This window comes from Allocatelliglobosispora scoriae, assembly GCF_014204945.1.
In the GTDB taxonomy this organism is placed as follows: domain Bacteria; phylum Actinomycetota; class Actinomycetes; order Mycobacteriales; family Micromonosporaceae; genus Allocatelliglobosispora; species Allocatelliglobosispora scoriae.
In genome coordinates this window covers 3,850,915-3,872,556 of record NZ_JACHMN010000002.1, presented here as the reverse complement: position 1 = coordinate 3,872,556, position 21,642 = coordinate 3,850,915, and the positions used below count along the sequence as shown (strand labels likewise).

Here is a 21,642-nt window from a genome sequence, read left to right as displayed (position 1 = left end):
GAGGCAGCTTCAGGGTCTCAGCAGCCTCGGCTAGTTGCAGCGTCACTTGTTCGCCTCCACGGTCGAGACCTTCGGAGCCGGGTCAGTCGTACCCAAGTCCTGGGTCAGCGTTGCCTGCACCGCCGGGTTGATGACGTCGAGTACCGGCTTCGGATAGAAGCCGAGTACGAGGAGCAGCACGATCAGCGGCGTCACGACGGCCGCCTCCCGCAGGGTGAGGTCCTTGCGCATGGCGCCGATCTCGGCCAGGGCCGGGTTCGTCGTGCCCTGCGTGGTCCGCTGGATCATCCACAGGACGTAGGCGGCGGCGAGCACGATCCCGGCCGTGGCGATCACCGCCACCACCTTGTTGACCGAGAAGACGCCGACCAGCACGAGGAACTCGGAGACGAAGGGCGCCAGGCCCGGCAGCGCCAGCGAGGCGAGACCGGCGATGAAGAAGACACCGGCGAGCACCGGGACCAGCTTGCCCGCACCGCCGAAGTCACTCACCAGCGCGCTGCCGCGGCGGGTCACCAGCATGCCGACGACCAGGAAGAGCAGGCCGGTCGCGAGGCCGTGGTTGACCATGTAGAGCACCGCTCCGGACCCGGCCGGGGTGGTGAAGGCGAAGATCCCGATGCCGATGAACCCGAAGTGGGCGATCGACGTGTAGGAGACGAGTCGCTTCAGGTCGTTCTGTCCGACCGCCAGGAGCGCCGCGTAGACGATGCCGACGAGCGCGAGAGTGATCGCGAGCGGGGCGAAGTACTTCGAGGCGTTCGGGAACAGCGGCAGGCAGTAGCGCAGGATGCCGAAGGTGCCGACCTTGTCCATCACACCGACGAGCAGCGCTGCGGCGCCCGCTGGTGCGGCACCACCGGCGTCCGGCAGCCAGGTGTGGAAGGGGAAGAACGGCGCCTTGATCGCGAAGGCCATGAAGAAGCCGAGGAAGAGCCACCGCTCCGTGCTCTGGCTGAACTCCGCGCTGGTCAGCGTCTGCCAGTCGAAGTTGTGGCCACCGGCGACCCAGAGCCCGATCACGGCGGCGAGCATCAGCAGGCCGCCGACGAGCGAGTAGAGGAAGAACTTGACGGCTGCGTACTGCCGCTGCTTCTGCCCGTCGCCGTAGCTGCCGATGAGGAAATACATCGGGACCAGCATCAGCTCGAAGAAGACGTAGAAGAGGAAGACGTCGGCGGCCGTGAAGGTGCCGATCATCGAACCCTGCAGCGCCAGGATCAGCGCGAAGTACGCCGGCTCGCTGCGGTTGGTCCGCTTGGCGTCGTCCCAGCTCGCCAGAACCACGAGCGGGGTGAGCACCGCGGTCAGCGCCAGCATCACCAGGGCGATGCCGTCGACGCCGAAGGTGAAGCGCACGCCCCACTCGGCGATCCACGGGTAGCTCTCGACGAGCTGGAGCCGGGCGCCGCTGGGCTTATAGGCGACCCAGGCGGCCACCGTCCAGGCCAGGATCGCCAGGGACCAGATCAGCGCGATCAGCTTCGCGAGCGAGCCCTTCGACCGCGGCACCATCGCCACGATCAGGGCGCCCACGAACGGGGCGATGGTCACAATTGACAGGTATTTCACTGTTTCACCCCTGCGCGATCACAAGCAGAAATGCGCCGACGACGAGCACAGCGCCGGTGAGCATGGAGAGGGCGTACGTGCGCACGTAGCCGGTCTGGGTCCGCCGGAGCCGGCCGGACGAGCCGCCCACCAGCGCGGCGAGCCCGTTGACCAGGCCGTCGACGCCCTTGCTGTCGACGTAGACCAGCGCCCGGGTCAGCCAGCGGCCCGGCTTCTCGAAGACCGCCTCGTTGAAGGCGTCGGCGTAGAGGTTGCGGCGAGCCGCCGTGACGAGCGGGCCGGCCGGCTGCTCGACCAGAGCGGTGCCCCGGCGGAACAGCAGGTAGCCCAGGCCCGCGCCGAGCACGGTGATGCCGATCGAGAGGACCGTGATCAGCGTGTGGTTCAGGTGCGCCAGGTGTGCTTCCTCGTTGATCGGCTCGCCGAGGACCGGCTCCAGCCACTCGGGCACCCGGGTCGCCATCAGCGCACCGGCACCGACCGAGCCGACCGCGAGCAGGATCAGCGGGATCGTCATGACCGCCGGCGACTCGTGCGGGTGCTTGATGTCGTCGGTCCACCGCTTCGGGCCGTGGAAGGTCAGGATGAACAGGCGGGTCATGTAGAACGCGGTCAGGCCCGCGCCGAGCAGCGCGGCGAAGCCGTAGAGCCAGCCGGTCCAGCCGGGCCGGTTGAAGGCGGCCACGATGATCGGCTCCTTGGAAAAGAAGCCGGACAGCGGCGGGATGCCGATGATCGCCAGCCACGCCAGGCCGAAGGTGGCCCAGGTGATCTTCATGTACTTCCACAGGCCGCCGAAGCGCCGGATGTCGGTCTGGTCGTTCATGCCGTGCATGACCGAGCCCGCGCCGAGGAACAGGCCCGCCTTGAAAAAGCCGTGCGCCAGCAGGTGGACGATGGCCAGGGCGTACGCCCCGCCGCCGAGCCCGACACCGAGGAACATGTAGCCGATCTGGCTCACCGTCGACCAGGCGAGGACCCGCTTGATGTCGTCCTTCGCACAGCCGATGATGCAGCCGATGAGCAGCGTGAGCGCACCCACGCTGACCACGACCGTCTGCAGCGTCTCGTTCTGGGAGAAGATCGGGTTGGACCGGGCGATCAGGTAGACACCGGCGGTGACCATCGTCGCTGCGTGGATGAGGGCCGAGACCGGGGTCGGGCCCTCCATCGCGTCGGGCAACCACGCCTGCAGCGGGAACTGGCCGGACTTGCCGGCGGCACCGAGCAGCAGCAGCAGACCCATGATCAGGACGACGGTCGCGGAGAGCGAACCGACGTTGTTGAAGACGGTGTCGTAGTTGACCGAGCCGAGCTGGGCGAACATCAGGAAGATGGCGAGGGCGAAGCCCGCGTCACCGACCCGGTTCATCAGGAAGGCCTTCTTACCGGCGGTCGCAGCCGAGTTGCGCAGGTACCAGAAGGAGATGAGCAGGTATGACGCCAGACCCACGGCCTCCCAGCCGAGGTAGAGCATCACGAAGTTGTTGCCCAGCACCAGCAGCAGCATCGACGCCACGAAGAGGTTGAAGTACCCGAAGAACTTGCGGCGCCCGCTGTCGTGGGACATGTAGCCCACGGCGTACAGGTGGATCAGCGAACCGACACCCGTGATCAGCAGGACGAAGACCGCGGTGAGCGGGTCGAAGAGCATGCCGAACTTGACGTTGAGCGAGCCCGACTCGATGAAGGTCCAGAGATTGACCTGCACCGCCCGTTCCCCGCTGAGGTCGTCGAGCTGCAGGAACATCGACAGGCCGAGGGCGAAGGCGACGACCGGCGCGAGTACGCCCAGCCAGTGCCCCCACTTGTCCGCGCGACGCCCGAGCAGCAGGAGCACTGCGGCGCTGGCGGCGGGGATCGCCACGAGCAGCCACATCGACGAGAGCAGCCCGGTGGCTGGCTCGTAGGTTACAGCCGTCATCTGCCTGACCTCAGTACTTCAGCAGGTTCGCGTCGTCGACACTCGCGGAGCGTCGAGTCCGGAAGATGGACATGATGATGGCGAGGCCGACCACGACCTCGGCTGCGGCGACGACCATCGCGAAGAACGCCATGATCTGACCGTCCAGCGTGCCGTTGATCCGGCTGAAGGTGACCAGCGCCAGGTTCGAGGCGTTCAGCATCAGCTCGATGCACATGAAGAGCACGATCGCGTTGCGCCGGATCAGTACGCCGACCGCGCCGATCGTGAACAGGACGCACGCGAGCACGATGTAGTACGTGGGAGTCATGGTTACTTGCCCTCCGTCGCCTTGTTGGTGACTTCCGCGGAGGTGAGCTCGCGGGTCGGCAGGATCGGCGAGATGCTGCGCTGCGCGGGTGTGCCGTCCGGCAGCTTTGCCGGGGTGGCCACCGAGTTGGAGGTCGCGAAGACGCCCGGCCCGGCCTTGGGCCCCGGGTAGTTGCCGGGTGCGAAGCGCGCCCGCATCTGCTCGGGCTGGCTGAGCTTCTCTTCCTTGCGCCGCACGATGTGGGCCAGCAGCATGGCGCCGACGGCTGCGGTGATCAGCAGCGCGCTGGTGACTTCGAAGGCGAAGACGTATTTGGTGAAGACGCTCGCGGCGAGGCCCTCGACGTTGCCGCCGTGGACCTTGTTCGCCTCGGTCAGGCCGACCGGGGTGACGCCCTTCATCGCGCGGAAGACGCCGGTGCCGAGCAGGACCGCGAAGGCGATGCCGAGCACGCCCGCAGCGACCTGCTGCCCGCGGAGTGTCTCGATCACCGAGTCCGAGGCGTCCCGGCCGACCAGCATCAGCACGAAGAGGAAGAGCATCATGATCGCGCCGGTGTAGACGATGATCTGCGCCATGCCGATGAACGGCCCGGACTGGATGATGTAGAAGACACCCAGGCAGAGCATGGTCAGCACGAGCCAGAGCGCGGAGTGGACCGCGTTGCGGGCCAGCACCATGCCGAGCGCGCCGATCAGGGCCAGCGGGGCGAGGATGAAGAAGGTCACCTGCTCGCCGGTGCTCGCGGCACCCGCCGCTGCCGCAAGGATCTGCGTTGACGTGCTCATACGCCCTCAGCTCCAACCGAGGTCCCGGGGTTGCTCGGGCCCGACAGGTAGTAGTCCTTCTCCGTCTCGCCCAACCGCATCGGGTGCGGCGGCTGCTCCATGCCCGCCAGCAGCGGCGCGAGCAGCATCTCCTTGGTGAAGATCAGGTCCTTGCGGCTGTCGCGGGCCAGCTCGTACTCGTTGCTCATCGTGAGCGAACGGGTCGGGCAGGCCTCGATGCAGAGGCCGCAGAAGATGCAGCGGGCGTAGTTGATCTGGTAGATCGTGGCGTACCGCTCGCCGGGCGAGAATCGGCCCTGCTCGGAGTTGTCGCCACCCTCCACGTAGATCGCGTCCGCCGGGCACGCCCAGGCGCACAGCTCGCAGCCGATGCACTTCTCCAGGCCGTCGGGGTGACGGTTGAGGATGTGCCGGCCGTGGTAGCGGGGCGCGGTGGCGTCCGGCTTCTCGGGGTATTCGGTGGTGACGACCTTCTTGAACATGTGCGAGAAGGTCACCCCGAAGCCCTTGGCCGCGCCGATGATCATGCCCATGTCATGCCTCCTCTGCACTGTCGGTGCCGCCGTCGGCGCCGGCCGGGACCGTTTCCCGGTCCGCGGTCAGCCGCTTGGCGGTACGGGGATTCACCGGGACCTGCAGATCGATCGGCGGGACCGGGAAGCTGCCACGGGGGCGCTTGCGGATGTGCTCGGCGATCGTCTCCGGCTTCGGCTTCTCCTTGGTCGGCCAGACCATCGCGATGAACAGCACGATGCCCAGCGGGATGCCGAGGGCGATGAGCCGCTGCTGGGTGTCCCAGCCCTGCTGGTTCTGGACGATCTTGATGCCGGCGAGCAGGAGGATCCAGACGAGATTCGCCGGGATCAGCACCTTCCAGCCGAAGCGCATGAACTGGTCGTAGCGGAGCCGCGGCAGCGTACCCCGGAGCCAGACGAAGACGAAGAGCAGGATCAGGACCTTGATCGTGAACCACAGGAAGGTCCACCAGCCGCTGTTGGCGCCCGCCCACCACGTGGTGATCGGTGCCGGTGCCCGCCAGCCGCCCAGGAAGAGCGTCGTGCAGAGCGCGGAGACGGTCACCATGTTGACGTATTCGGCGAGGAAGAACAGCGCGAACTTCAGCGAGCTGTACTCCGTGTGGAAGCCGCCGACCAGCTCGGACTCGGCCTCGGGGAGGTCGAAGGGAGCACGGTTCGTCTCACCGACCGCCGAGACGAAGTAGATGATGAAGCTGGGGAGCAGCAGGATGCCGTACCACCCGGGTGCGGTGAAGTCGAGCCCGAAGGGCGAGACCTTGATGCCCGAACCCTGCGCCGCGACGATCTGCGAGGTGCTCATCGTGCCCGCGGTCATGAAGACCGCCACGATCGACAGGCCCATCGCGACCTCGTAAGAGATCATCTGGGCGCTGGAGCGCAGACCACCGAGGAGCGGGTAGGTCGAGCCCGACGCCCAGCCGCCCAGCACGATGCCGTAGACGGCGAGGCCGCCGCAGGCGAGCACCAGCAGCACGGCGACCGGGATGTCGGTGAGCTGCAGCGGGGTCTTCGTGCCGAAGATCGAGACCATGCCGCCGAGCGGGATGATCGCGAACGCCGTGAACGCGCAGAGCGTCGAGATCACCGGTGCCAGGAAGAAGACCACCTTGTCGGCGGCCTTCGGCATGATGTCTTCCTTGAAGGCGAGCTTCAGACCGTCGGCGAGCGACTGCAGCAGGCCGAAGGGCCCGTTGCGGTTGGGGCCGGGACGCACCTGCATGCGGGCGACGACACGCCGCTCGTACCAGATGGCGAAGAGGGTCATCACCACCAGGAAGGCGAAGATCGCGACGACCTTGAGCAGGACCAGCCACCAGGGGTCCTTGCCGAAGTCGGCGAGGGTGGGATCCTGAGCGAGGATCATGACTTACCCCCAGAGATGGAGACCAGCGCACCGGCGGCCACGCCGAGGCTGCGCCGCACGGTACTGCCGGGTGAGTTGGTCGGAACCCACACCACGCCGTCGGGCATCTCGGTGACGAGCGCCGCGAGCGTGATGGCGCCGCGCTTCGTGCCGACGGTGACCGGGTCGCCGTCGGCGACGCCGAGCTCGGTCGCGGTCGCCTTGGAGACCCGGACGACCGGGGTGCGGGCCGTGCCGGCCAGCTCCTCGTCGCCGTCGGTCAGGCTGCCGAGGTCGAGCAGGTGGTGCCAGGTGGCGAGGATCGCCTCGCCGCTGCCCGGCAGCGTCCGCTCGCCCGCAGGGGTCGCCGGCGGCAGGGGCCGGGCCGAGGTCGTGGCGGGCAGGCTGCCCAGCTCCTGGCGGATGGAGAGGACGTCGCCGGTGCCGAGCGTGACGCCGAGCTCCCGGGCGATCGCGTCGAGGACCCGCGCGTCCGACATCGAGGAGAGGTCGAAGACCTGCTCGAACGTGCGCAGGCGACCCTCCCAGTTGACGAAGGAGCCGGCCTTCTCGGCGACCGGGGCGACCGGGAAGACCACGTCGGCCCGGCGCGCCACCGAGGTGCCGCGCACCTCCAGCGAGATGAGGAACTCGACCTTGTCGAGCGCGTCCTCGGCGGCCTTCGGGTCGGCGAGGTCGGCCGGGTCGACTCCGGCCACGATCAGCGCGCCGATGCGGCCGCTGTTGGCCGCTGCGATGATGGCGTCGGTGTCGCGTCCGGGCTGGCCGGGGATCTGCCCCGGCTCCAGGCCCCACGCCTGCGCGAGCTCGGCCCGCGCGGCCGGGTCGATGACCGACCGGCCGCCGGGGAGCAGGTTGGGCAGGCAGCCCGCGTCGACGGCGCCGCGGTCACCCGCGCGCCGCGGCACCCAGGCCAACTTCGCGCCGGTACGCCCGGCGAGCCCCGCCACCGCCGAGAAGCCGCCCGAGACCGTGGCGAGCCGCTCACCCACGAGGATGACCGTGTCGGTGTCGACGCCCTGGAGCACCTCCAGCGCGCCGGGCTCGCCGCCCGGTGCCGTGCTGATCAGCGCACCGCCGAGCTTCTCCAGACCCCGGGTCGCGAACGGCGCCACCGAGGTGACCCGCAGCTTGCCCTTGGCGTGCGCCTTGCGCAGCCGGGTGAAGACGATCGGGCACTCCTCCTCGGGCTCCAGCCCGACGAGGACCACGTGCTTCGCCTTCTCCAGGTCGGCGTAGGTGACGCTGTTGTCGCCGACCACGGTGGAGGCGAGGAAGTCGGTCTCCTCGTTGCTGACCGGGCGGGCGCGGAAGTCGATGTCGTTGGTGCCGAGGACCGCGCGGGCGAACTTCGCGTAGGCGTAGGCGTCCTCGACCGTCAACCGGCCGCCGGGGAGCACCCCGACGCCGTAGGCACCGTCGCGGGCCTTGCGCAGCCCGGCGGCGGCGAACTGCAGCGCCTCGCTCCAGGAGGCGTCGCGCAGCTCACCGCTCTCCGCATCGCGGATCTTCGGCGTCAGGAGGCGGTCGAAGCTGGTGGCGTAACGGAAGCCCCACCGGCCCTTGTCACAGTTCCACTCCTCGTTGACCTGCGGGTCCTCACCGGCGAGGCGGCGCATGACCTTGCCGCGGCGGTGGTCGGTGCGCTGGGCGCACCCCGCCGAGCAGTGCTCGCAGACGCTCGGGGTGGAGACGAGGTCGAAGGGGCGGGCGCGGAAGCGGTACTGCGCGCTCGTCAGTGCCCCGACCGGGCAGATCTGGATCGTGTTTCCCGAGAAGTATGAGTTGAACGGCTCGGTCTCGCCGTCCTCCTTGCCGTAGAACGAGTCCCGGTAGGTGTTGATCTGCTCGTTGGACGAGCGCTCCATCAGGTCGATGAACTCGTCACCGGCGATCTCCTCCGAGAACCGGGTGCAGCGCTGGCAGAGCACGCAGCGCTCGCGGTCCAGCAGCACCTGGGTGGAGATGTTGATCGGCTTCTCGTACTCGCGCTTGTGCTCGTGGAAGCGGGACTCCGTGCGGCCGGTCGACATCGCCTGGTTCTGCAGCGGGCACTCGCCGCCCTTGTCGCACATGGGGCAGTCGAGGGGGTGGTTGACGAGCAGCAGCTCCATGACCCCCTCCTGCGCCTTCTTGGCGACCTCGGAGGTGAGCTGGGTCCGCACGACCATGCCGTCGGCGACCGTCTGCGTACACGAGGCGACCGGCTTGCGCTGGCCCTCGACGTCGACGAGGCACTGGCGGCAGGCACCGGCCGGGGCGAGCAGCGGGTGGTCGCAGAACCGCGGGATCTCGATGCCCATCGTCTCGGCGACCCGGATGAGCAGCGCACCCTTCGGCGCGGTCACCTCGATCCCGTCGATCGTGAGCGTGACCGTATCGGTCGCTTTTACTACCTCAGCAGTCATCAGTGTGCTCCTGCCAGTGCGCGGACCGAGAGCACAGGCTGCTTCCGGCCCTCGATGTAGTCCAGGTAGTCCTGCTTGAAGTACTGCAGCGAGCTCGTCACCGAACTGGTCGCGCCGTCACCGAGACCGCAGAACGACCGGCCCAGGATGTTGTCGGCCGTGTCGAGCAGCGTGTCCAGATCTTCGTGCGTGCCGTGGCCGGTGAGGATGCGGCGGTAGACCCGGACCATCCAGTAGTTGCCCTCGCGGCACGGGGTGCACTTGCCGCACGACTCGTGGTGGTAGAACTCCAGCCAGCGATAGGTCGCGTAGACCGGGCAGTCCTGATCGGAGAAGATCTGGGTCGCCGTGGTGCCGAGGATCGAGCCGGCCGCGGCGACGGACTCGAAGTCCATCGCCGTGTCGATGTGCTGCGCCGCGAGCAGCGGCGTCGACGAGCCGCCCGGCGTCCAGAACTTCAGCTCGTGACCCGGCAGCATGCCGCCCGCCAGCTCGATCAGCTCCCGCAGGGTGACACCCATCGAGCACTCGTACTGCCCGGGGTTCTTCACCCGCCCGGAGAGCGAATAGATCATCGGGCCGGACGACTTCTCGGTGCCCATCGTCTTCCACCAGGCAGCGCCGCCCAGCACGATGTAGGGCACGCTCGCGATGGTGCCGACGTTGTTGACGACCGTCGGGCAGGCGTAGAGGCCGTGGGTCGCCGGGAAGGGCGGGCGCAGCCGGGGCTGGCCGCGGAACCCCTCCAGCGAGTCCAGCAGCGCCGTCTCCTCGCCGCAGATGTAGGCACCCGCGCCGGAGTGGACGACGACGTCGAGGTCGAAGCCGGTACCGAGGATGTTCTTGCCGAGGTAGCCGGCCTTGTAGGCCTCGGCGACCGCGTTGCGCAGCCGCCGGGCCGCGTGCACGGCCTCGCCCCGGATGTAGATGAAGGCCCGGTTGGAGCGGATCGCGTAGGACGCGATGATGACGCCTTCCAGCAGCGAGTGCGGGTCGTGCGTCATCAGCGGCAGGTCCTTGCAGGTCCCCGGCTCACCCTCGTCGGCGTTGACGACCAGGTAGTGCGGCTTGCCGTCGTTCTGCGGGATGAAGCCCCACTTCAGACCGGTCGGGAAGCCGGCGCCGCCACGCCCGCGCAGCCCGGAGTCCTTGATCAGAGCGATCAGGTCGTCCGGGTGCGCCTGGAGCGCCTTGCGCATCGCCGCATAGCCGTCGAGCTGCTCGTAGACGTCGAGGCGCCAGGCGTCCGGCGAGAGCCACCGCTTGGTCAGCACCGGAGTCAGCTTCTCGTAGACACTCACTTGCTACCTCCCGCTGTGGGGATCGGAGTGTTGATGTCGAAGTCCGCCACGCTGACGCCGTGCTGCTGCGCCAGGCGTACCCCCTGGAGGGTTGGATCTCCGGCGGGACCGTCCGCGACCGCGCCGTCGCGCTCGTCACCGAAACCGGCGAGCTGCAGCGCCATCTCCTTGAGCGTGCACAGGCGCGCGCCGCGCGTCGGCATCGGCCGCTCGCCCGCCGCCAGCTTGTCCGCGAGCGCGACCGCCGACTCGGGGGTGACCCGGTCGAAGAAGTCGTAGTTGACGGTGAGCACCGGGCCGTAGTCGCAGGCCGCGAGGCACTCGGCGTGCTCCAGCGTGATCTTGCCGTCGGCGGTCGTCTCGTCGTGCCCCACGTTGAGGTGCTCGCTGAGCTCGTCGAAGACCTTCTGCCCGCCGAGCACGTCGCACATGGTGTTGGTGCAGACGCTGATCAGGAAGTCGCCGGTCGGCTTGCGCTTGTACATGGTGTAGAAGGTCGCGACCGCGCCGACGTTGGCCTTCGTCAGGCCGAGCTGCTCCGCGCAGAACGCGACGCCGGCCGGGGTGACGTAGCCGTCCTCGGACTGGACCAGGTGCAGCAGCGGCAGCAGTGCCGAGCGCTCCTTGCCGGCCGGGTAGCGGGCGATGATCTCCTTCGCCCGCTCATAGGTGGCGTCGCTGAAGTGCACCTCGACATCGGAGTCGGAGTCACGAGCGCTCAGCTGGATGAGGTGGCTCTTCGCGCCGGTGCTCATCGGTCACACCCTCCCATAACCGGGTCCAGGGACGCGCCGCCGGCGATGACGTCGGCGAGCAGGCCGCCCTCGGCCATCGCGGGGATGGCCTGCAGGTTGATAAAGCTCGGCTCGCGGTAGTGCACCCGGAACGGCCGCGTTCCGCCATCGGAGACGGCGTGTACGCCAAGCTCCCCCCGAGGCGCCTCGACCGCGACGTAGACCTGCCCCGCGGGCACCCGGAACCCCTCGGTCACCAGCTTGAAGTGGTGGATGAGGGACTCCATCGACTGACCCATGATCTTCGCGACGTGGTTGAGCGAGTTGCCCATGCCGTCCTGACCCACCGCGAGCTGCGCCGGCCAGGCGATCTTCTTGTCGGCGATCATGACCGGACCCGGCTCCAGCCGGTCCAGCGCCTGCGCGACGATCCGCACCGACTCCTTCATCTCGGCCAGCCGCACCAGGTAGCGGCCGTAGACATCGGCGGTCTCGGCGACCGGCACCTCGAAGTTGTAGGTCTCGTAGCCGCAGTAGGGCTGCGTCTTGCGCAGGTCCCAGGCGAGGCCCGAGCTGCGCAGCACCGGCCCGGTGATGCCGAGCGCGAGGCACCCGGTCACGTCGAGGACGGCGACACCCTTGGTGCGCGCCTCCCAGATCGCGTTGTCCGAGAGCAGCGCCTCGTACTCCTTGATGCGCTTGGGCATGAAGTCGATCAGCTCGCGGATCTTCGGGATCGCGGCGTCCGGGAGGTCCTGTGCCACGCCGCCGGGGCGGACGTAGGCCATGTTCATCCGGGCACCGGTGATCATCTCGAAGATGTCCAGGATGAACTCACGCTCGCGGAAGCCGTAGATCATCATCGAGAGCGCGCCGAGCTCCATGCCGGTCGTGGCGAGCCAGACCAGGTGCGAGGCGATGCGGTTGAGCTCCATCATCAGCACGCGGATCGTGGTGGCCCGCTGCGGAATCTGGTCCTCGACGCCGAGCAGCTTCTCCACCGCCAGGCAGTACGCCGTCTCGTTGAAGATCGGCGCGAGGTAGTCCATCCGGGTGACGAACGTGGTGCCCTGCGTCCAGTTGCGGTATTCGAGGTTCTTCTCGATGCCCGTGTGCAGGTAGCCGACGACCAGCCGGCAGTCGGTGACCGTCTCGCCCTCCAGCTCCAGCACCAGGCGCAGAACGCCGTGCGTGGAGGGGTGCTGCGGCCCCATGTTGACGACGATCCGCTCGTCGCTGATCGGATCGGTGCCCGAGACGATGGTCTCCCAGTCGCCACCGGTGACGGTGAAGACCTTGCCCTCGGTCGTCTCGCGCTCGCTGGCGTAACTCGTGTTGCTGCTCACTTGTACGACCTCCGCTGGTCTGGCGGTGGGATCTCGACGCCCTTGTACTCGATCGGCACGCCGCCGAGGGGGTAGTCCTTGCGCTGCGGGTGACCGTCCCAGTCATCCGGCATGAGGATGCGGGTCAGGTTGGGGTGCCCGTCGTAGATGATCCCGAACATGTCCCAGGCCTCCCGCTCCTGCCAGTCGGCGGTCGGGTAGACGGCGGTCACGCTCGGCAGGTGCGGGTTCTCGACGGTCACCGCGCACTCCAGCCGGATGCGGCGGCGGTAGGTCATCGAGGTGAGGTGGTAGACCGAGTGCAGTCGACGCTCCTCGGCCGGGTAGTCGGCACCGGAGACCGAGGAGAGCAGCTCGAAGCGCAGCCCCTCGTCGTCGCGGAGCACCTGGCACACCTCGGCGATGCGCTCAGGTTTCACGTGCAACGTCAACTCGCCGCGGTCGACGACGACCCGCTCGATGGCGTCCGCGAACTCCGGGTACGCCTCCTCCAGCGAATCCGTGACCTCGTCGAACCAGCCGCCGAAGGGCCGCTGCGACTCCAGCACCGTGCCCGGCTTGCGGACCAGGCCGCCGAAGCCGGAGGTGTCACCGGAGCCCTTGACTCCGAATGCGCCGTGGTCTGTCACTTGCCGACCCCCATCCAGTTGGCGATGCGCAGCTGCTCTTCCGTGCCGGCAGCCACCGCCTGCTCCCACTCCGCCCGACGCTGCTTGTCGTAGCGGTAGCTCGACGGCATCGCGCCGGGTGCCACGATCGGCTGCTTGCCCGCGGCGACGGTCTTGGCCCGGCGAGCGTCGATCGGCTCGGCCATGACCTTCTCGTGCAGCTTCAGGATCGCGTCGATCAGCATCTCCGGCCGCGGCGGGCAGCCGGGCAGGTACATGTCGACCGGCACGATGTGGTCGACACCCTGCACGATCGCGTAGTTGTTGAACATGCCGCCCGAGCTCGCGCAGACGCCCATGCTCAGCACCCAGCGGGGCTCCGGCATCTGGTCGTAGATCTGGCGCAGGACCGGGGCCATCTTCTGGCTCACCCGGCCGGCGACGATCATCAGGTCGGCCTGCCGCGGCGACGCCCGGAAGACCTCCATGCCGAAGCGGGCGAGGTCGTAGCGGGCCGCGCCGGTCGCCATCATCTCGATGGCACAGCAGGCCAGGCCGAAGGTGGCCGGCCAGAAGCTCGCCTTACGCGACCAGTTGACCAGCTTCTCGACGGTGGTCAGCAGAACGCCGTTGGGCAGAGCCGCGGATTCGATACCCATGGGTCAGCTCCTAGTCCCAGTCCAGGCCGCCGCGCCGCCACACATAGGCGTACGCGATGAAGACCGTTGCGATGAACATGGCCATCTCGATGAACCCGAAGACACCCAGCGCTTCGAAGCTGACCGCCCACGGGTACAGGAAGATGATCTCAATGTCGAAGATGATGAAGAGCATCGCGGTCAGGTAGAACTTCACCGGGAAGCGCCCACCGCCGACCGGCTGCGGAGTCGGCTCGATGCCACACTCGTACGCTTCGAGCTTCGCCCTGTTGAAGCGCCGCGGGCCCACGAAGGGCGCGATGCCAACGGAGAAGAGCGCGAAGAGTGCGGCGAGTGCCGCGAGCCCGACTATGGGTACATACGCCGACATCACTGCTCCCTGTCGTTATACCGCCGGGGCCAACCGGCTGAGACCATTGATGACTCGATCCATCGCGTCGCCGCCCCGCGGATCGGTCAGGTTGGCGAGCAGCTTGAGCACGAAGCGCATCAGCGTCGGATGCGGCATGCCGTGCTTCGTAGCCAGCTTCATCACCTGCGGGTTCCCGATCATTTTCACGAAGACGCCGCCGAGCCGGTAGTAACCGCCATAGCGTGCCTTCAACTCGGTCGGGTAGGCCGAGAGCGCACGTTCGCGCTCCGGGCCCTCCGCGCGAGCGAGTGCCTGGATCATCACCTCGGCGGCGAGCTCACCGGACTCCATCGCGTAGGCGATGCCCTCCCCGTTGAACGGGTTGACCATGCCTCCCGAATCTCCAACGAGCAGCAGGCCGCGGGTGTAGTGCGGGGTGCGGTTGAAGCCCATCGGCAGCGCGGCGCCCTGGATGCCGCCGTCGGCGTTGGACTCGTCGGTGAGCCCCCACTCCTCGGGCGTCGAGCTCATCCAGTCGAGCAGCATCTGCCGGTAGTTCGTCTTCTGGTAGGCCTTGGAGCTGTTGAGCACGCCGAGACCGACGTTGATCCGGCCGTCGCCCATGCCGAAGATCCAGCCGTAACCGGGGAGCAGCTTGCCGTCGGACTCCTTGCTGCGCAGCTCCAGCCACGACTCCAGGTAGTCGTCGTTGGCCTTCGCCGCGCAGCGGTAATACCTCCGGACGGCGACGCCCATCGGGCGGTCCTCGCGCTTGGCGATCCCCAGCGCGAGCGGGAACCGCGCGCTGACACCGTCGGCGCTCACCACGAGCGGCGCGCGGTAGGTCACCGGCTCCTTGCCGCGTCCCACGAGCGCCTCCACCCCGACCACCCGTCCGGCCGCGTCGAGCACCGGCCCGGTGACATTCGTGTTGGTACGCAGAACCGCGCCGGCCTCGACCGCCCGCTTCGCCAGCAGGTCGTCGAAGTCGAGCCGGGTGCGCGTGAGCCCGTAGTCGGGGAAGCTCGCGAGGTCGGGCCAGTCCAGCTCGAGCCGCACTCCCCCGCCGATGACCCGCAGGCCCTTGTTGCGCAGCCAGCCGGCTTCGGGGCTGGTGTCGATGCCCATGTTGATGAGCTGCTTGACCGCGCGCGGGGTGAGCCCGTCGCCGCAGACCTTCTCCCGGGGGAATTCGGTCTTCTCGAGCAGCAGCACGTTGAGCCCGTGACTGGCGAGATGGAAGGCGGTGGTCGAACCGCCGGGTCCGGCGCCGACAACGATGACGTCAGCGTCTCTATCCGCTGGTTCCTTCACAGGTCACCTCCACCGGTCGCCGCTCGTGAAACTCTTCACAAGCTGTCCGGTGGGCACTCTAGTACCGCTCGCGTTAACACCCGTGACTTAGGCAACCCTAAGCCGTGACATTCATCTCGTCGGGGCTGGTCAAGGTCCACTTTTACGTTTCCGCTGCTCCCACACCTTGGGATCATCGTTCCGGTGGCTGGTTTCGCCCCGTTCTTTGATCTCCCGGGCGGCGTTCTCCTCGAGGTCACGAACCCGGACAGGCTCCTCCCCAAACCCGCCCCCAAAGTCCCCCGTTGACTTTTCCCCCACAATGCGCATTATGCACCTTTCCGCACCCCGACCCGCTCCCGCGCCGCGCCCCCACGTCGCACCCCGCCCTGCGCCCACGCCAAGATCGCCTGAACCGAGCGTTCAGGACCAACTCTTGAAGAGTTGCGGCGGTCTTGGCGCTCATGCCCGCCAGAGCCTGGGACGGGTGAGGAGGTCGGACCGGTGGAGGAGGAGCCCCTGTGGAGAACCCGCCTGATTTAGCGAATGGCGCGATGAAGAGCGACGATGCCGCCGGTGAGGTTGCGCCAGCCCACCTTGGACCAGCCGGCGCCCTGCATGATCTCGCTGAGACCCGCCTGGTCGGGCCAGGCCCGGATCGACTCGGCGAGGTAGACGTACGCGTCCGGGTTGGACGAGACCCGCCGGGCCACGGCGGGCAGGCTCCCCATCAGATACGTCAGGTACGCCTTGCGGAACGCACCCCACGTCGGATGCGAGAACTCGCAGACCACGAGGCGTCCACCGGGCTTGGTGACCCGGGCCATCTCGCGCAGGGCCCCGGCGGTGTCGACGACGTTGCGCAGGGCGAACGAGATCGTCACCGCGTCGAAGACGCCGTCGGCGAAGGGCAGCGCGAGGGCGTCACCGGCGACGAGCGGCACCTCCGGGCGGACCCGGCGGCCGACGCCGAGCATGCCGAGGGAGAGGTCGGAGCCGACCGCGAAGGCACCGCCACGGGCGAGGTCCACCGTGGAGACCCCCGTACCGGCACCCAGATCGAGCACCTTCTCACCGGGCTTCAGCGCGAGGGCCGCAGCCGTCGCCTTCCGCCAGGCCCGGTCCCGTCCAAAGGAGAGGATCGTGTTGGTCCGGTCGTAGTTCGCGGCGACACCGTCGAACATCTCGGCGATCTCATGGGGCTGCTTGTCCAGATTTGCGCGGCTCACAACCCGCCATTCTGCATGAACCTCTGATCGGTACGGATGACGCCCTCGTCGAACTCCTCCGCCGCACTGCGCTGCCGACCCCGCCACAGGGCTCCGACGAGCAACGCGACACCGAGCAGCACGGCGATGCCGCCGACGATGAATCCACCGGTGCTCATCCCCGAGTCCGACGACTGCTCAGGCTCGGCGACCAGCGGAGCAGCCTCGGTCGACCTGGACGGTTCACCGACGACCGCATCGACGGAAGGGCTCATGGAAGGGCTCACGGAAGGGCTCGCCGACACAGCGGCGACAACCGCGGGCTTCGGCGCCGACGGGGAGGGCCGGGGCTTCTCGCACTCCTTCGCGGCGACCCCGTCGACCTTCACCACGAGCGAGGCGGAGTTGTTGGACGGCTTCGGGTCCCACGGGTATTCCAGCTTGAACCGGCCGGGTGTCGTGCACTTCGCCACGACCTTGAAGGTCAGCGCGTGCCAGCCGGACGGGCCGTCGACGCTGCTCGGCTGGTCGTTGTCGGGGTACCACATCGCGCCCAGCTTGCATCGGGCGCGCTTGTGCGGCGTGACGACCGTGCAGAGGTAGTAGGTGCTCACGTACTTGTCGAGGCTGTTGCCGAAGACCGTGCCGCCGGGCGCGGTGACATCGATGACCACCTTCGCGGTGACCGTCGGGTTAGGTCCGTGGTTGTGGACGACCAGCCCGACTCGTGCCTCCGAACCCACCCGGGCATGACCGGACTGTGCTGCCGGATCGAGGTCGGCGGTGCGAACGTCAGCAGCGTGTGCCGCCCCTGCCGAGAACGTCACCAGCAGGGCCACGACGAGTGCGAACATGCCACGGACGAAACGCACGACGATCTACTCCCCCGGTCGGACGCGCCCAGCGCGGCGGATCAGGACAGTAACACGAGAAGGCTTCGGCTAGCGGGCCTCGACCAGCGGCAGCGACCGGTTGACGATCGACGAGAAGTGCGAGGTCACCCGGTCGTCGGTCGGGTCGTCGGCGGGCGTGTAGTGCACTGCCAGGTGGTTGTAGAGGGTGTCGCGCTGCGCCGGGATCCGGCCGGCGCTGCGGATCAGCCAGATCAGGTCGTGCAGGTTGGACCGGTGCTTCGCGCCCGCCGAGGAGATGACGTTCTCCTCCAGCATGATCGAGCCGAGGTCGTCGACACCCATGTGCAGGGCGAGCTGGCCGACGTCCTTGCCGGTCGTCAGCCACGACGCCTGCAGGTGGTTGACGTTGTCGAAGAAGAGGCGGGCGACGGCGATGAGGCGCAGGTACTCCAGGGAGGTCGCCTGGGTGCGGCCCTTGAGGTGGTTGTTCTCCGGCTGGTAGGTCCACGGGATGAAGGCCCGGAACCCGCCCGTCCGGTCCTGCACGTCCCGGATCATCGTCATGTGCTCGATGCGTTCGGTGTTGGTCTCACCCGTACCCATCATCATGGTGGCCGTGGACTCGACACCGTGCCGGTGCGCGACCTCCATGACCTCAAGCCAGCGCGCGCCCGACTCCTTGAGCGGCGCGATCGCCTTGCGCGGCCGCTCGGGCAGCATCTCCGCGCCGGCACCGGCGATGGAGTCGAGACCGGCCGCCTTGATGCGGACCACGGCCTCGGAGATGGTGGTGCCGCTGACCTTGGCCATGTGCAGGATCTCGCTCGGCCCGATCGAGTGGATCACCAGGTCCGGGTAGGCGGACTTCACCGACGAGAAGAGGTTCTCGTAGTAGTCGACGCCGTAGTCCGGGTGGTGCCCGCCCTGGAGCATGACCTGCGTGGCACCGAGGTCGACCGCCTCGCCGCAGCGGCGCAGGATCTCGTCCATGTCGTGCGACCAGCCCTCGGAGTGCTTCGGCGCGCGGTAGAACGCGCAGAACTTGCAGGCGGTGACGCAGACGTTGGTGTAGTTGATGTTGCGGTCGATCAGGTAGGTGACGATCCCGTCCGGGTAGCGCCGGCGGCGCACGGTGTCCGCCGCCTCGCCGAGCGCGTGCAGCGGCGCCTCGGTATACAGGAACAACGCCTCCTCGGGCGTGATCCGGCCGCCATCGGCGCCGCGCTGAAGGATGCTGTCGATCTCCGCCTGGCTCGTCACGTCTCCGAGGCTACCTCCCGAGTCGTTAAGGTCAACGGCATGGGTGAGATGCGTTATCGCAGACTTGGCAACTCCGGGCTTGTCGTCTCCGCCGTCGGGCTCGGCTGTAATAACTTCGGACGCAAGCTCGACGCTGCGCAGACGTCCGCGGTGGTCGAGGCCGCGCTCGACTCCGGCATCACGTTCTTCGACACAGCAGATGTGTACGGGGACCCGGCCGGCTCCTCGGAGAGCCACCTCGGACCAGCGCTCAAGGGCGTACGCGACGAGGTGGTGCTCGCCAGCAAGTTCGGCATGCCGATGGGGCTGCCCGATGGCAATGCCCGGGGATCCCGGCGTTACATCATGCAGGCCGTCGAGGCGTCGCTGACCAGGCTCGGCACTGATCATCTGGACCTCTTCCAGTTCCACACCCCCGACCCGGCAACTCCGATCGAGGAGACCCTGCGCGCGCTGGACGACCTCGTCCGCTCGGGCAAGGTCCGCTACATCGGCTCGTCGCAGTTCGCCGCGTGGCAGGTCGTCGACGCCGCGTGGACCTCGAAGCACGCCGGGCTGACCTCGTTCATCAGCACCACCAACCACTACAACTGGCTGCACCGGGCACCGGAGAAGGAGATGCTCCCCGCCTGCGCGCACCACGGCGTCGGCTTCATCCCCTTCTTCCCGCTTGAGTCCGGGCTGCTCACGGGCGTCTACCGCCGTGGCGAGGCACCCCCGCAGGGGACCAGGATGGCGAACGAGCGCTACCAGTCGTGGTTCGACCGGGCGCCCTGGGACAAGATCGAGGCGCTCCAGCAGTTCGCCTCCGACCGTGGCGTCACGATGCTCGACGTGGCGATCGGCGGCCTGGCGGCGAAGCCGGGTGTGAGTTCCGTCATCGCCGGAGCAACCTCACCGTCCCAGGTCCGGGCCAACGCCGCCGCCGGATCGTGGCTGCCCACCACCGAGGAGCTGCACGAACTGGACCGCATCACCGCATGACGATCAAGGCGGCGATGGCGGGCGCGCTCTACGGCCCGGACGGCTTCTTCATCCGGGAACGACCGGCGGACCACTTCCGCACCAGCGCGCTCGCCTCCCCCCTCTTCGCACAGGCCATCGCCACCCTCATCCACAGCGTGGCCGGCCTCCTACCCCCCACCACCCCCGTCACGGTCGTCGACGTGGGCGCCGGCCGAGGAGAACTCCTCACCGCCCTCCTCCCCCTAATTCGCGTTGATCAAGGGAAGACTCGCCGCATATCGGACACCCCGGATGGCGAGTCTTCCCTTGATCAACGCGAATTTCGGTGGGTGGGGGTGGAGGTCGGGCGGCGGCCGGAGGGGTTGGACGAGCGGATCGCGTGGGTGGCGGACGTGCCCGTCGGTGTGACTGGGGTGCTGCTCGGGTGTGAGTGGCTGGACAACGTGCCGCTGGACCTCGCCGAGGTCGACGGCTTCGGGACCGTGCGCTACCGGACCGTCGACGGGATGGGGGCACCGGTCCGCGGGGACGACGCGGACTGGTTGGCTCGGTGGTGGCCGATCAGCGAACCGGGTGAGGTCGCGGAGATCGGGCTCAGCCGGGACCTGGCCTGGGCTGACGCCGTCTCCCGGCTCGATCGCGGGCTCGCCGTCGCCATCGACTACGGGCACCGGCTCGCGGAGCGGCCATGGGGTGGAACGCTCACCGGCTTCCGAGGCGGGCGGGAGGTCGAGCCCCGGTTCGACGGGAGCACCGACATCACCGCACACGTCGCGATGGACTCGTTGGTACGACCGGGTGACGAACTGATAACGCAGCGCGAGGTTTTCCACAGGCTGGGGATAACCGGTGCACGGCCACCGATAGCGCTTGCGAGCAGCGAGCCTCTGGCGTACCTGCGAAAATTGAGCGCGGCGAGTGCGGCGGCCGAGCTGACCGACCCGCGCGGACTCGGCGCGCACCTGTGGCTGCTGCACCAGGTCGGCATCCAATTAGGGTGGGCAGCATGAGCCAGCTGCGGGAGATGACGGTCGGTACGGGCGCCGGGCTCGAAACGAGCGACATGATCCTCAACATCGGTCCGCAGCACCCCTCCACCCACGGTGTCCTGCGACTGAAACTGACCCTCGACGGCGAGCAGGTCGTGGCGGCCGAACCGATCGTCGGCTACATGCATCGCGGCGCCGAGAAGCTCTTCGAGGTACGCGACTACCGGCAGATCATCATGCTCGCCAACCGGCACGACTGGCTCTCCGCCTTCAGCAACGAACTCGGCGTGGCACTCGCCGTCGAGCGGCTGATGGGCATCGAGGTGCCGGAACGCGCGGTCTGGCTGCGCACCGCCCTCGCCGAGCTCAACCGGGTCCTCAACCACCTGATGTTCCTCGGCTCCTACCCGCTGGAGATCGGCGCGATCACGCCGGTCTTCTACGCGTTCCGAGAGCGGGAGACGATCCAGGCGGTGATGGAGGAGGTCTCCGGCGGGCGGATGCACTACATGTTCAACCGCGTCGGCGGGGTGAAGGAGGAGGTCCCGGCGGGCTGGACCCGGCGGGCCCGCGAGGCGATCGACCTGGTCCGCCGCCGCATGCCCGACCTCGACAACTTGATCCGCACCAACGAGATCTTCATGGCCCGCACCGTGGGCGTCGGGGTGCTCAGCGCCGAGAAGGCAGCGGCGTTCGGGGCCTCCGGTCCGGTCGCCCGGGCCAGCGGCCTCGACTTCGATCTGCGCCGCGACGAGCCCTACCTGGCGTACGGGGAGCTCGACGTTCCGGTGATCACCAAGACGGCCGGCGACTGCCATGCGCGCTTCGAGGTGCTGCTGGACCAGGTCTACGTCTCGCTCGACCTGGCACAGGTGTGCCTCGACCGGCTCGACCGGATCTCCGGCCCCATCAATGTGCGGCTGCCCAAGGTGGTCAAGGCACCGGAGGGCCACACCTACGCGTGGACCGAGAACCCGCTCGGGGTCAACGGGTACTACCTGGTCTCCCGGGGCGACAAGACGCCGTGGCGCCTCAAGCTGCGGACCGCGTCCTACTCCAACGTGCAGGCCTTGGCGACACTGCTGCCGGGAACCCTCGTGCCGGACCTGGTCGCCATCCTCGGCTCGATGTTCTTCGTCGTCGGCGACATCGACAAGTAATAACCGCG

18 protein-coding genes and 2 pseudogenes are annotated in these 21,642 nt (G+C 68.1%); 3 read left to right on the top strand and 17 right to left on the bottom strand.

From position 1 onward, the window contains the following. Positions 1-42: 42 nt before the first annotated feature. The 17 genes and pseudogenes from F4553_RS23230 to mqnC all read right to left on the bottom strand — a co-directional run bounded on the left by F4553_RS23230 (position 43) and on the right by mqnC (position 18,519). Positions 43-1,572, bottom strand: a complete 1,530-nt coding sequence (locus tag F4553_RS23230; protein WP_184839246.1) for an NADH-quinone oxidoreductase subunit M — start codon at positions 1,570-1,572, stop codon at positions 43-45. A 4-nt stretch (positions 1,573-1,576) separates the two neighbouring features. Further along, entirely contained in the window at positions 1,577-3,496 is a 1,920-nt protein-coding gene (nuoL, locus tag F4553_RS23225; protein ID WP_184839244.1) for an NADH-quinone oxidoreductase subunit L, read from the bottom strand. Between the two features lie 10 nt (positions 3,497-3,506). After that, a complete protein-coding gene (gene nuoK, locus F4553_RS23220; RefSeq protein ID WP_184839242.1) occupies positions 3,507-3,806 on the bottom strand; it encodes an NADH-quinone oxidoreductase subunit NuoK in 300 nt (99 codons plus the stop codon). 2 nt (positions 3,807-3,808) lie between these two features. Then, complete coding sequence (locus tag F4553_RS23215; RefSeq protein WP_184839240.1) at positions 3,809-4,594, bottom strand: NADH-quinone oxidoreductase subunit J; 786 nt, start codon at positions 4,592-4,594, stop codon at positions 3,809-3,811. Between the two features lie 5 nt (positions 4,595-4,599). Then, positions 4,600-5,127: pseudogene (nuoI, locus tag F4553_RS23210) on the bottom strand (NADH-quinone oxidoreductase subunit NuoI); the annotation flags it as partial. A 1-nt stretch (position 5,128) separates the two neighbouring features. Then, positions 5,129-6,496 carry an NADH-quinone oxidoreductase subunit NuoH gene (gene nuoH / locus F4553_RS23205; RefSeq protein ID WP_184839236.1) on the bottom strand — a complete coding sequence of 456 codons (1,368 nt, stop codon included), beginning with the start codon at positions 6,494-6,496 and terminating at the stop codon, positions 5,129-5,131. After that, entirely contained in the window at positions 6,493-8,904 is a 2,412-nt protein-coding gene (locus F4553_RS23200) for an NADH-quinone oxidoreductase subunit G (protein ID WP_184839233.1), read from the bottom strand. Before F4553_RS23200 ends, nuoH begins: the two co-directional genes overlap by 4 nt. Continuing rightward, positions 8,904-10,205, bottom strand: a complete 1,302-nt coding sequence (gene nuoF / locus F4553_RS23195) for an NADH-quinone oxidoreductase subunit NuoF (protein ID WP_184839231.1) — start codon at positions 10,203-10,205, stop codon at positions 8,904-8,906. The genes F4553_RS23200 and nuoF overlap by 1 nt, the downstream gene beginning before the upstream one ends. Positions 10,206-10,225: 20 nt before the next feature. Then, a pseudogene (nuoE, locus tag F4553_RS23190) lies at positions 10,226-10,894 on the bottom strand (NADH-quinone oxidoreductase subunit NuoE); the annotation flags it as partial. Between the two features lie 62 nt (positions 10,895-10,956). Further along, positions 10,957-12,285 carry an NADH-quinone oxidoreductase subunit D gene (locus tag F4553_RS23185; RefSeq protein WP_184839227.1) on the bottom strand — a complete coding sequence of 443 codons (1,329 nt, stop codon included), beginning with the start codon at positions 12,283-12,285 and terminating at the stop codon, positions 10,957-10,959. After that, complete coding sequence (locus F4553_RS23180; protein ID WP_446680429.1) at positions 12,282-12,914, bottom strand: NADH-quinone oxidoreductase subunit C; 633 nt, start codon at positions 12,912-12,914, stop codon at positions 12,282-12,284. The genes F4553_RS23185 and F4553_RS23180 overlap by 4 nt, the downstream gene beginning before the upstream one ends. Then, positions 12,911-13,552 (bottom strand): NuoB/complex I 20 kDa subunit family protein, encoded by a 642-nt coding sequence (locus F4553_RS23175; RefSeq protein ID WP_184839223.1) that lies wholly within the window; start codon positions 13,550-13,552, stop codon positions 12,911-12,913. The genes F4553_RS23180 and F4553_RS23175 overlap by 4 nt, the downstream gene beginning before the upstream one ends. A 10-nt stretch (positions 13,553-13,562) precedes the next feature. Continuing rightward, entirely contained in the window at positions 13,563-13,922 is a 360-nt protein-coding gene (locus F4553_RS23170; RefSeq protein ID WP_184839221.1) for an NADH-quinone oxidoreductase subunit A, read from the bottom strand. Between the two features lie 15 nt (positions 13,923-13,937). Beyond that, on the bottom strand, positions 13,938-15,218 hold the full coding sequence (locus F4553_RS23165) for a geranylgeranyl reductase family protein (protein ID WP_184839219.1): 1,281 nt from the start codon (positions 15,216-15,218) through the stop codon (positions 13,938-13,940). A 518-nt stretch (positions 15,219-15,736) separates the two neighbouring features. Then, positions 15,737-16,426, bottom strand: coding sequence for a demethylmenaquinone methyltransferase (locus F4553_RS23160; RefSeq protein WP_184839217.1), 690 nt, complete (start codon positions 16,424-16,426; stop codon positions 15,737-15,739). Next, entirely contained in the window at positions 16,423-17,277 is an 855-nt protein-coding gene (locus tag F4553_RS23155; RefSeq protein ID WP_184839215.1) for a hypothetical protein, read from the bottom strand. Before F4553_RS23155 ends, F4553_RS23160 begins: the two co-directional genes overlap by 4 nt. A 69-nt stretch (positions 17,278-17,346) precedes the next feature. Continuing rightward, positions 17,347-18,519: a cyclic dehypoxanthinyl futalosine synthase gene (gene mqnC, locus F4553_RS23150; RefSeq protein ID WP_184839213.1), complete on the bottom strand. Its 1,173-nt coding sequence runs from the start codon at positions 18,517-18,519 to the stop codon at positions 17,347-17,349. A 39-nt stretch (positions 18,520-18,558) separates the two neighbouring features. Between mqnC and F4553_RS23145 the strand changes: the two genes are divergently transcribed. From F4553_RS23145 to F4553_RS23135, 3 genes are read left to right on the top strand one after another with little or no spacing between them, the layout of a single operon-like run. After that, positions 18,559-19,503, top strand: a complete 945-nt coding sequence (locus F4553_RS23145) for an aldo/keto reductase (RefSeq protein WP_376776244.1) — start codon at positions 18,559-18,561, stop codon at positions 19,501-19,503. Then, positions 19,500-20,495: an SAM-dependent methyltransferase gene (locus tag F4553_RS23140; protein WP_184839211.1), complete on the top strand. Its 996-nt coding sequence runs from the start codon at positions 19,500-19,502 to the stop codon at positions 20,493-20,495. The genes F4553_RS23145 and F4553_RS23140 overlap by 4 nt, the downstream gene beginning before the upstream one ends. Further along, positions 20,492-21,634 (top strand): NADH-quinone oxidoreductase subunit D, encoded by a 1,143-nt coding sequence (locus tag F4553_RS23135; RefSeq protein WP_246466482.1) that lies wholly within the window; start codon positions 20,492-20,494, stop codon positions 21,632-21,634. Before F4553_RS23140 ends, F4553_RS23135 begins: the two co-directional genes overlap by 4 nt. Positions 21,635-21,642: the final 8 nt, after the last annotated feature.

Excerpts from the sequence above, each read along its gene's own strand:
- nuoH (WP_184839236.1), bottom strand. The coding sequence starts at position 6,496 with ATGATCCTCGCTCAGGATCCCACCCTCGCCGACTTCGGCAAGGACCCC.
- F4553_RS23175 (WP_184839223.1), bottom strand. The coding sequence starts at position 13,552 with ATGGGTATCGAATCCGCGGCTCTGCCCAACGGCGTTCTGCTGACCACC.
- F4553_RS23200 (WP_184839233.1), bottom strand. The coding sequence starts at position 8,904 with ATGACTGCTGAGGTAGTAAAAGCGACCGATACGGTCACGCTCACGATC.
- F4553_RS23145 (WP_376776244.1), top strand. The coding sequence starts at position 18,559 with ATGGGTGAGATGCGTTATCGCAGACTTGGCAACTCCGGGCTTGTCGTC.
- nuoK (WP_184839242.1), bottom strand. The coding sequence starts at position 3,806 with ATGACTCCCACGTACTACATCGTGCTCGCGTGCGTCCTGTTCACGATC.
- nuoL (WP_184839244.1), bottom strand. The coding sequence starts at position 3,496 with ATGACGGCTGTAACCTACGAGCCAGCCACCGGGCTGCTCTCGTCGATG.
- F4553_RS23135 (WP_246466482.1), top strand. The coding sequence starts at position 20,492 with ATGAGCCAGCTGCGGGAGATGACGGTCGGTACGGGCGCCGGGCTCGAA.
- F4553_RS23215 (WP_184839240.1), bottom strand. The coding sequence starts at position 4,594 with ATGAGCACGTCAACGCAGATCCTTGCGGCAGCGGCGGGTGCCGCGAGC.
- F4553_RS23140 (WP_184839211.1), top strand. The coding sequence starts at position 19,500 with ATGACGATCAAGGCGGCGATGGCGGGCGCGCTCTACGGCCCGGACGGC.
- F4553_RS23170 (WP_184839221.1), bottom strand. The coding sequence starts at position 13,922 with ATGTCGGCGTATGTACCCATAGTCGGGCTCGCGGCACTCGCCGCACTC.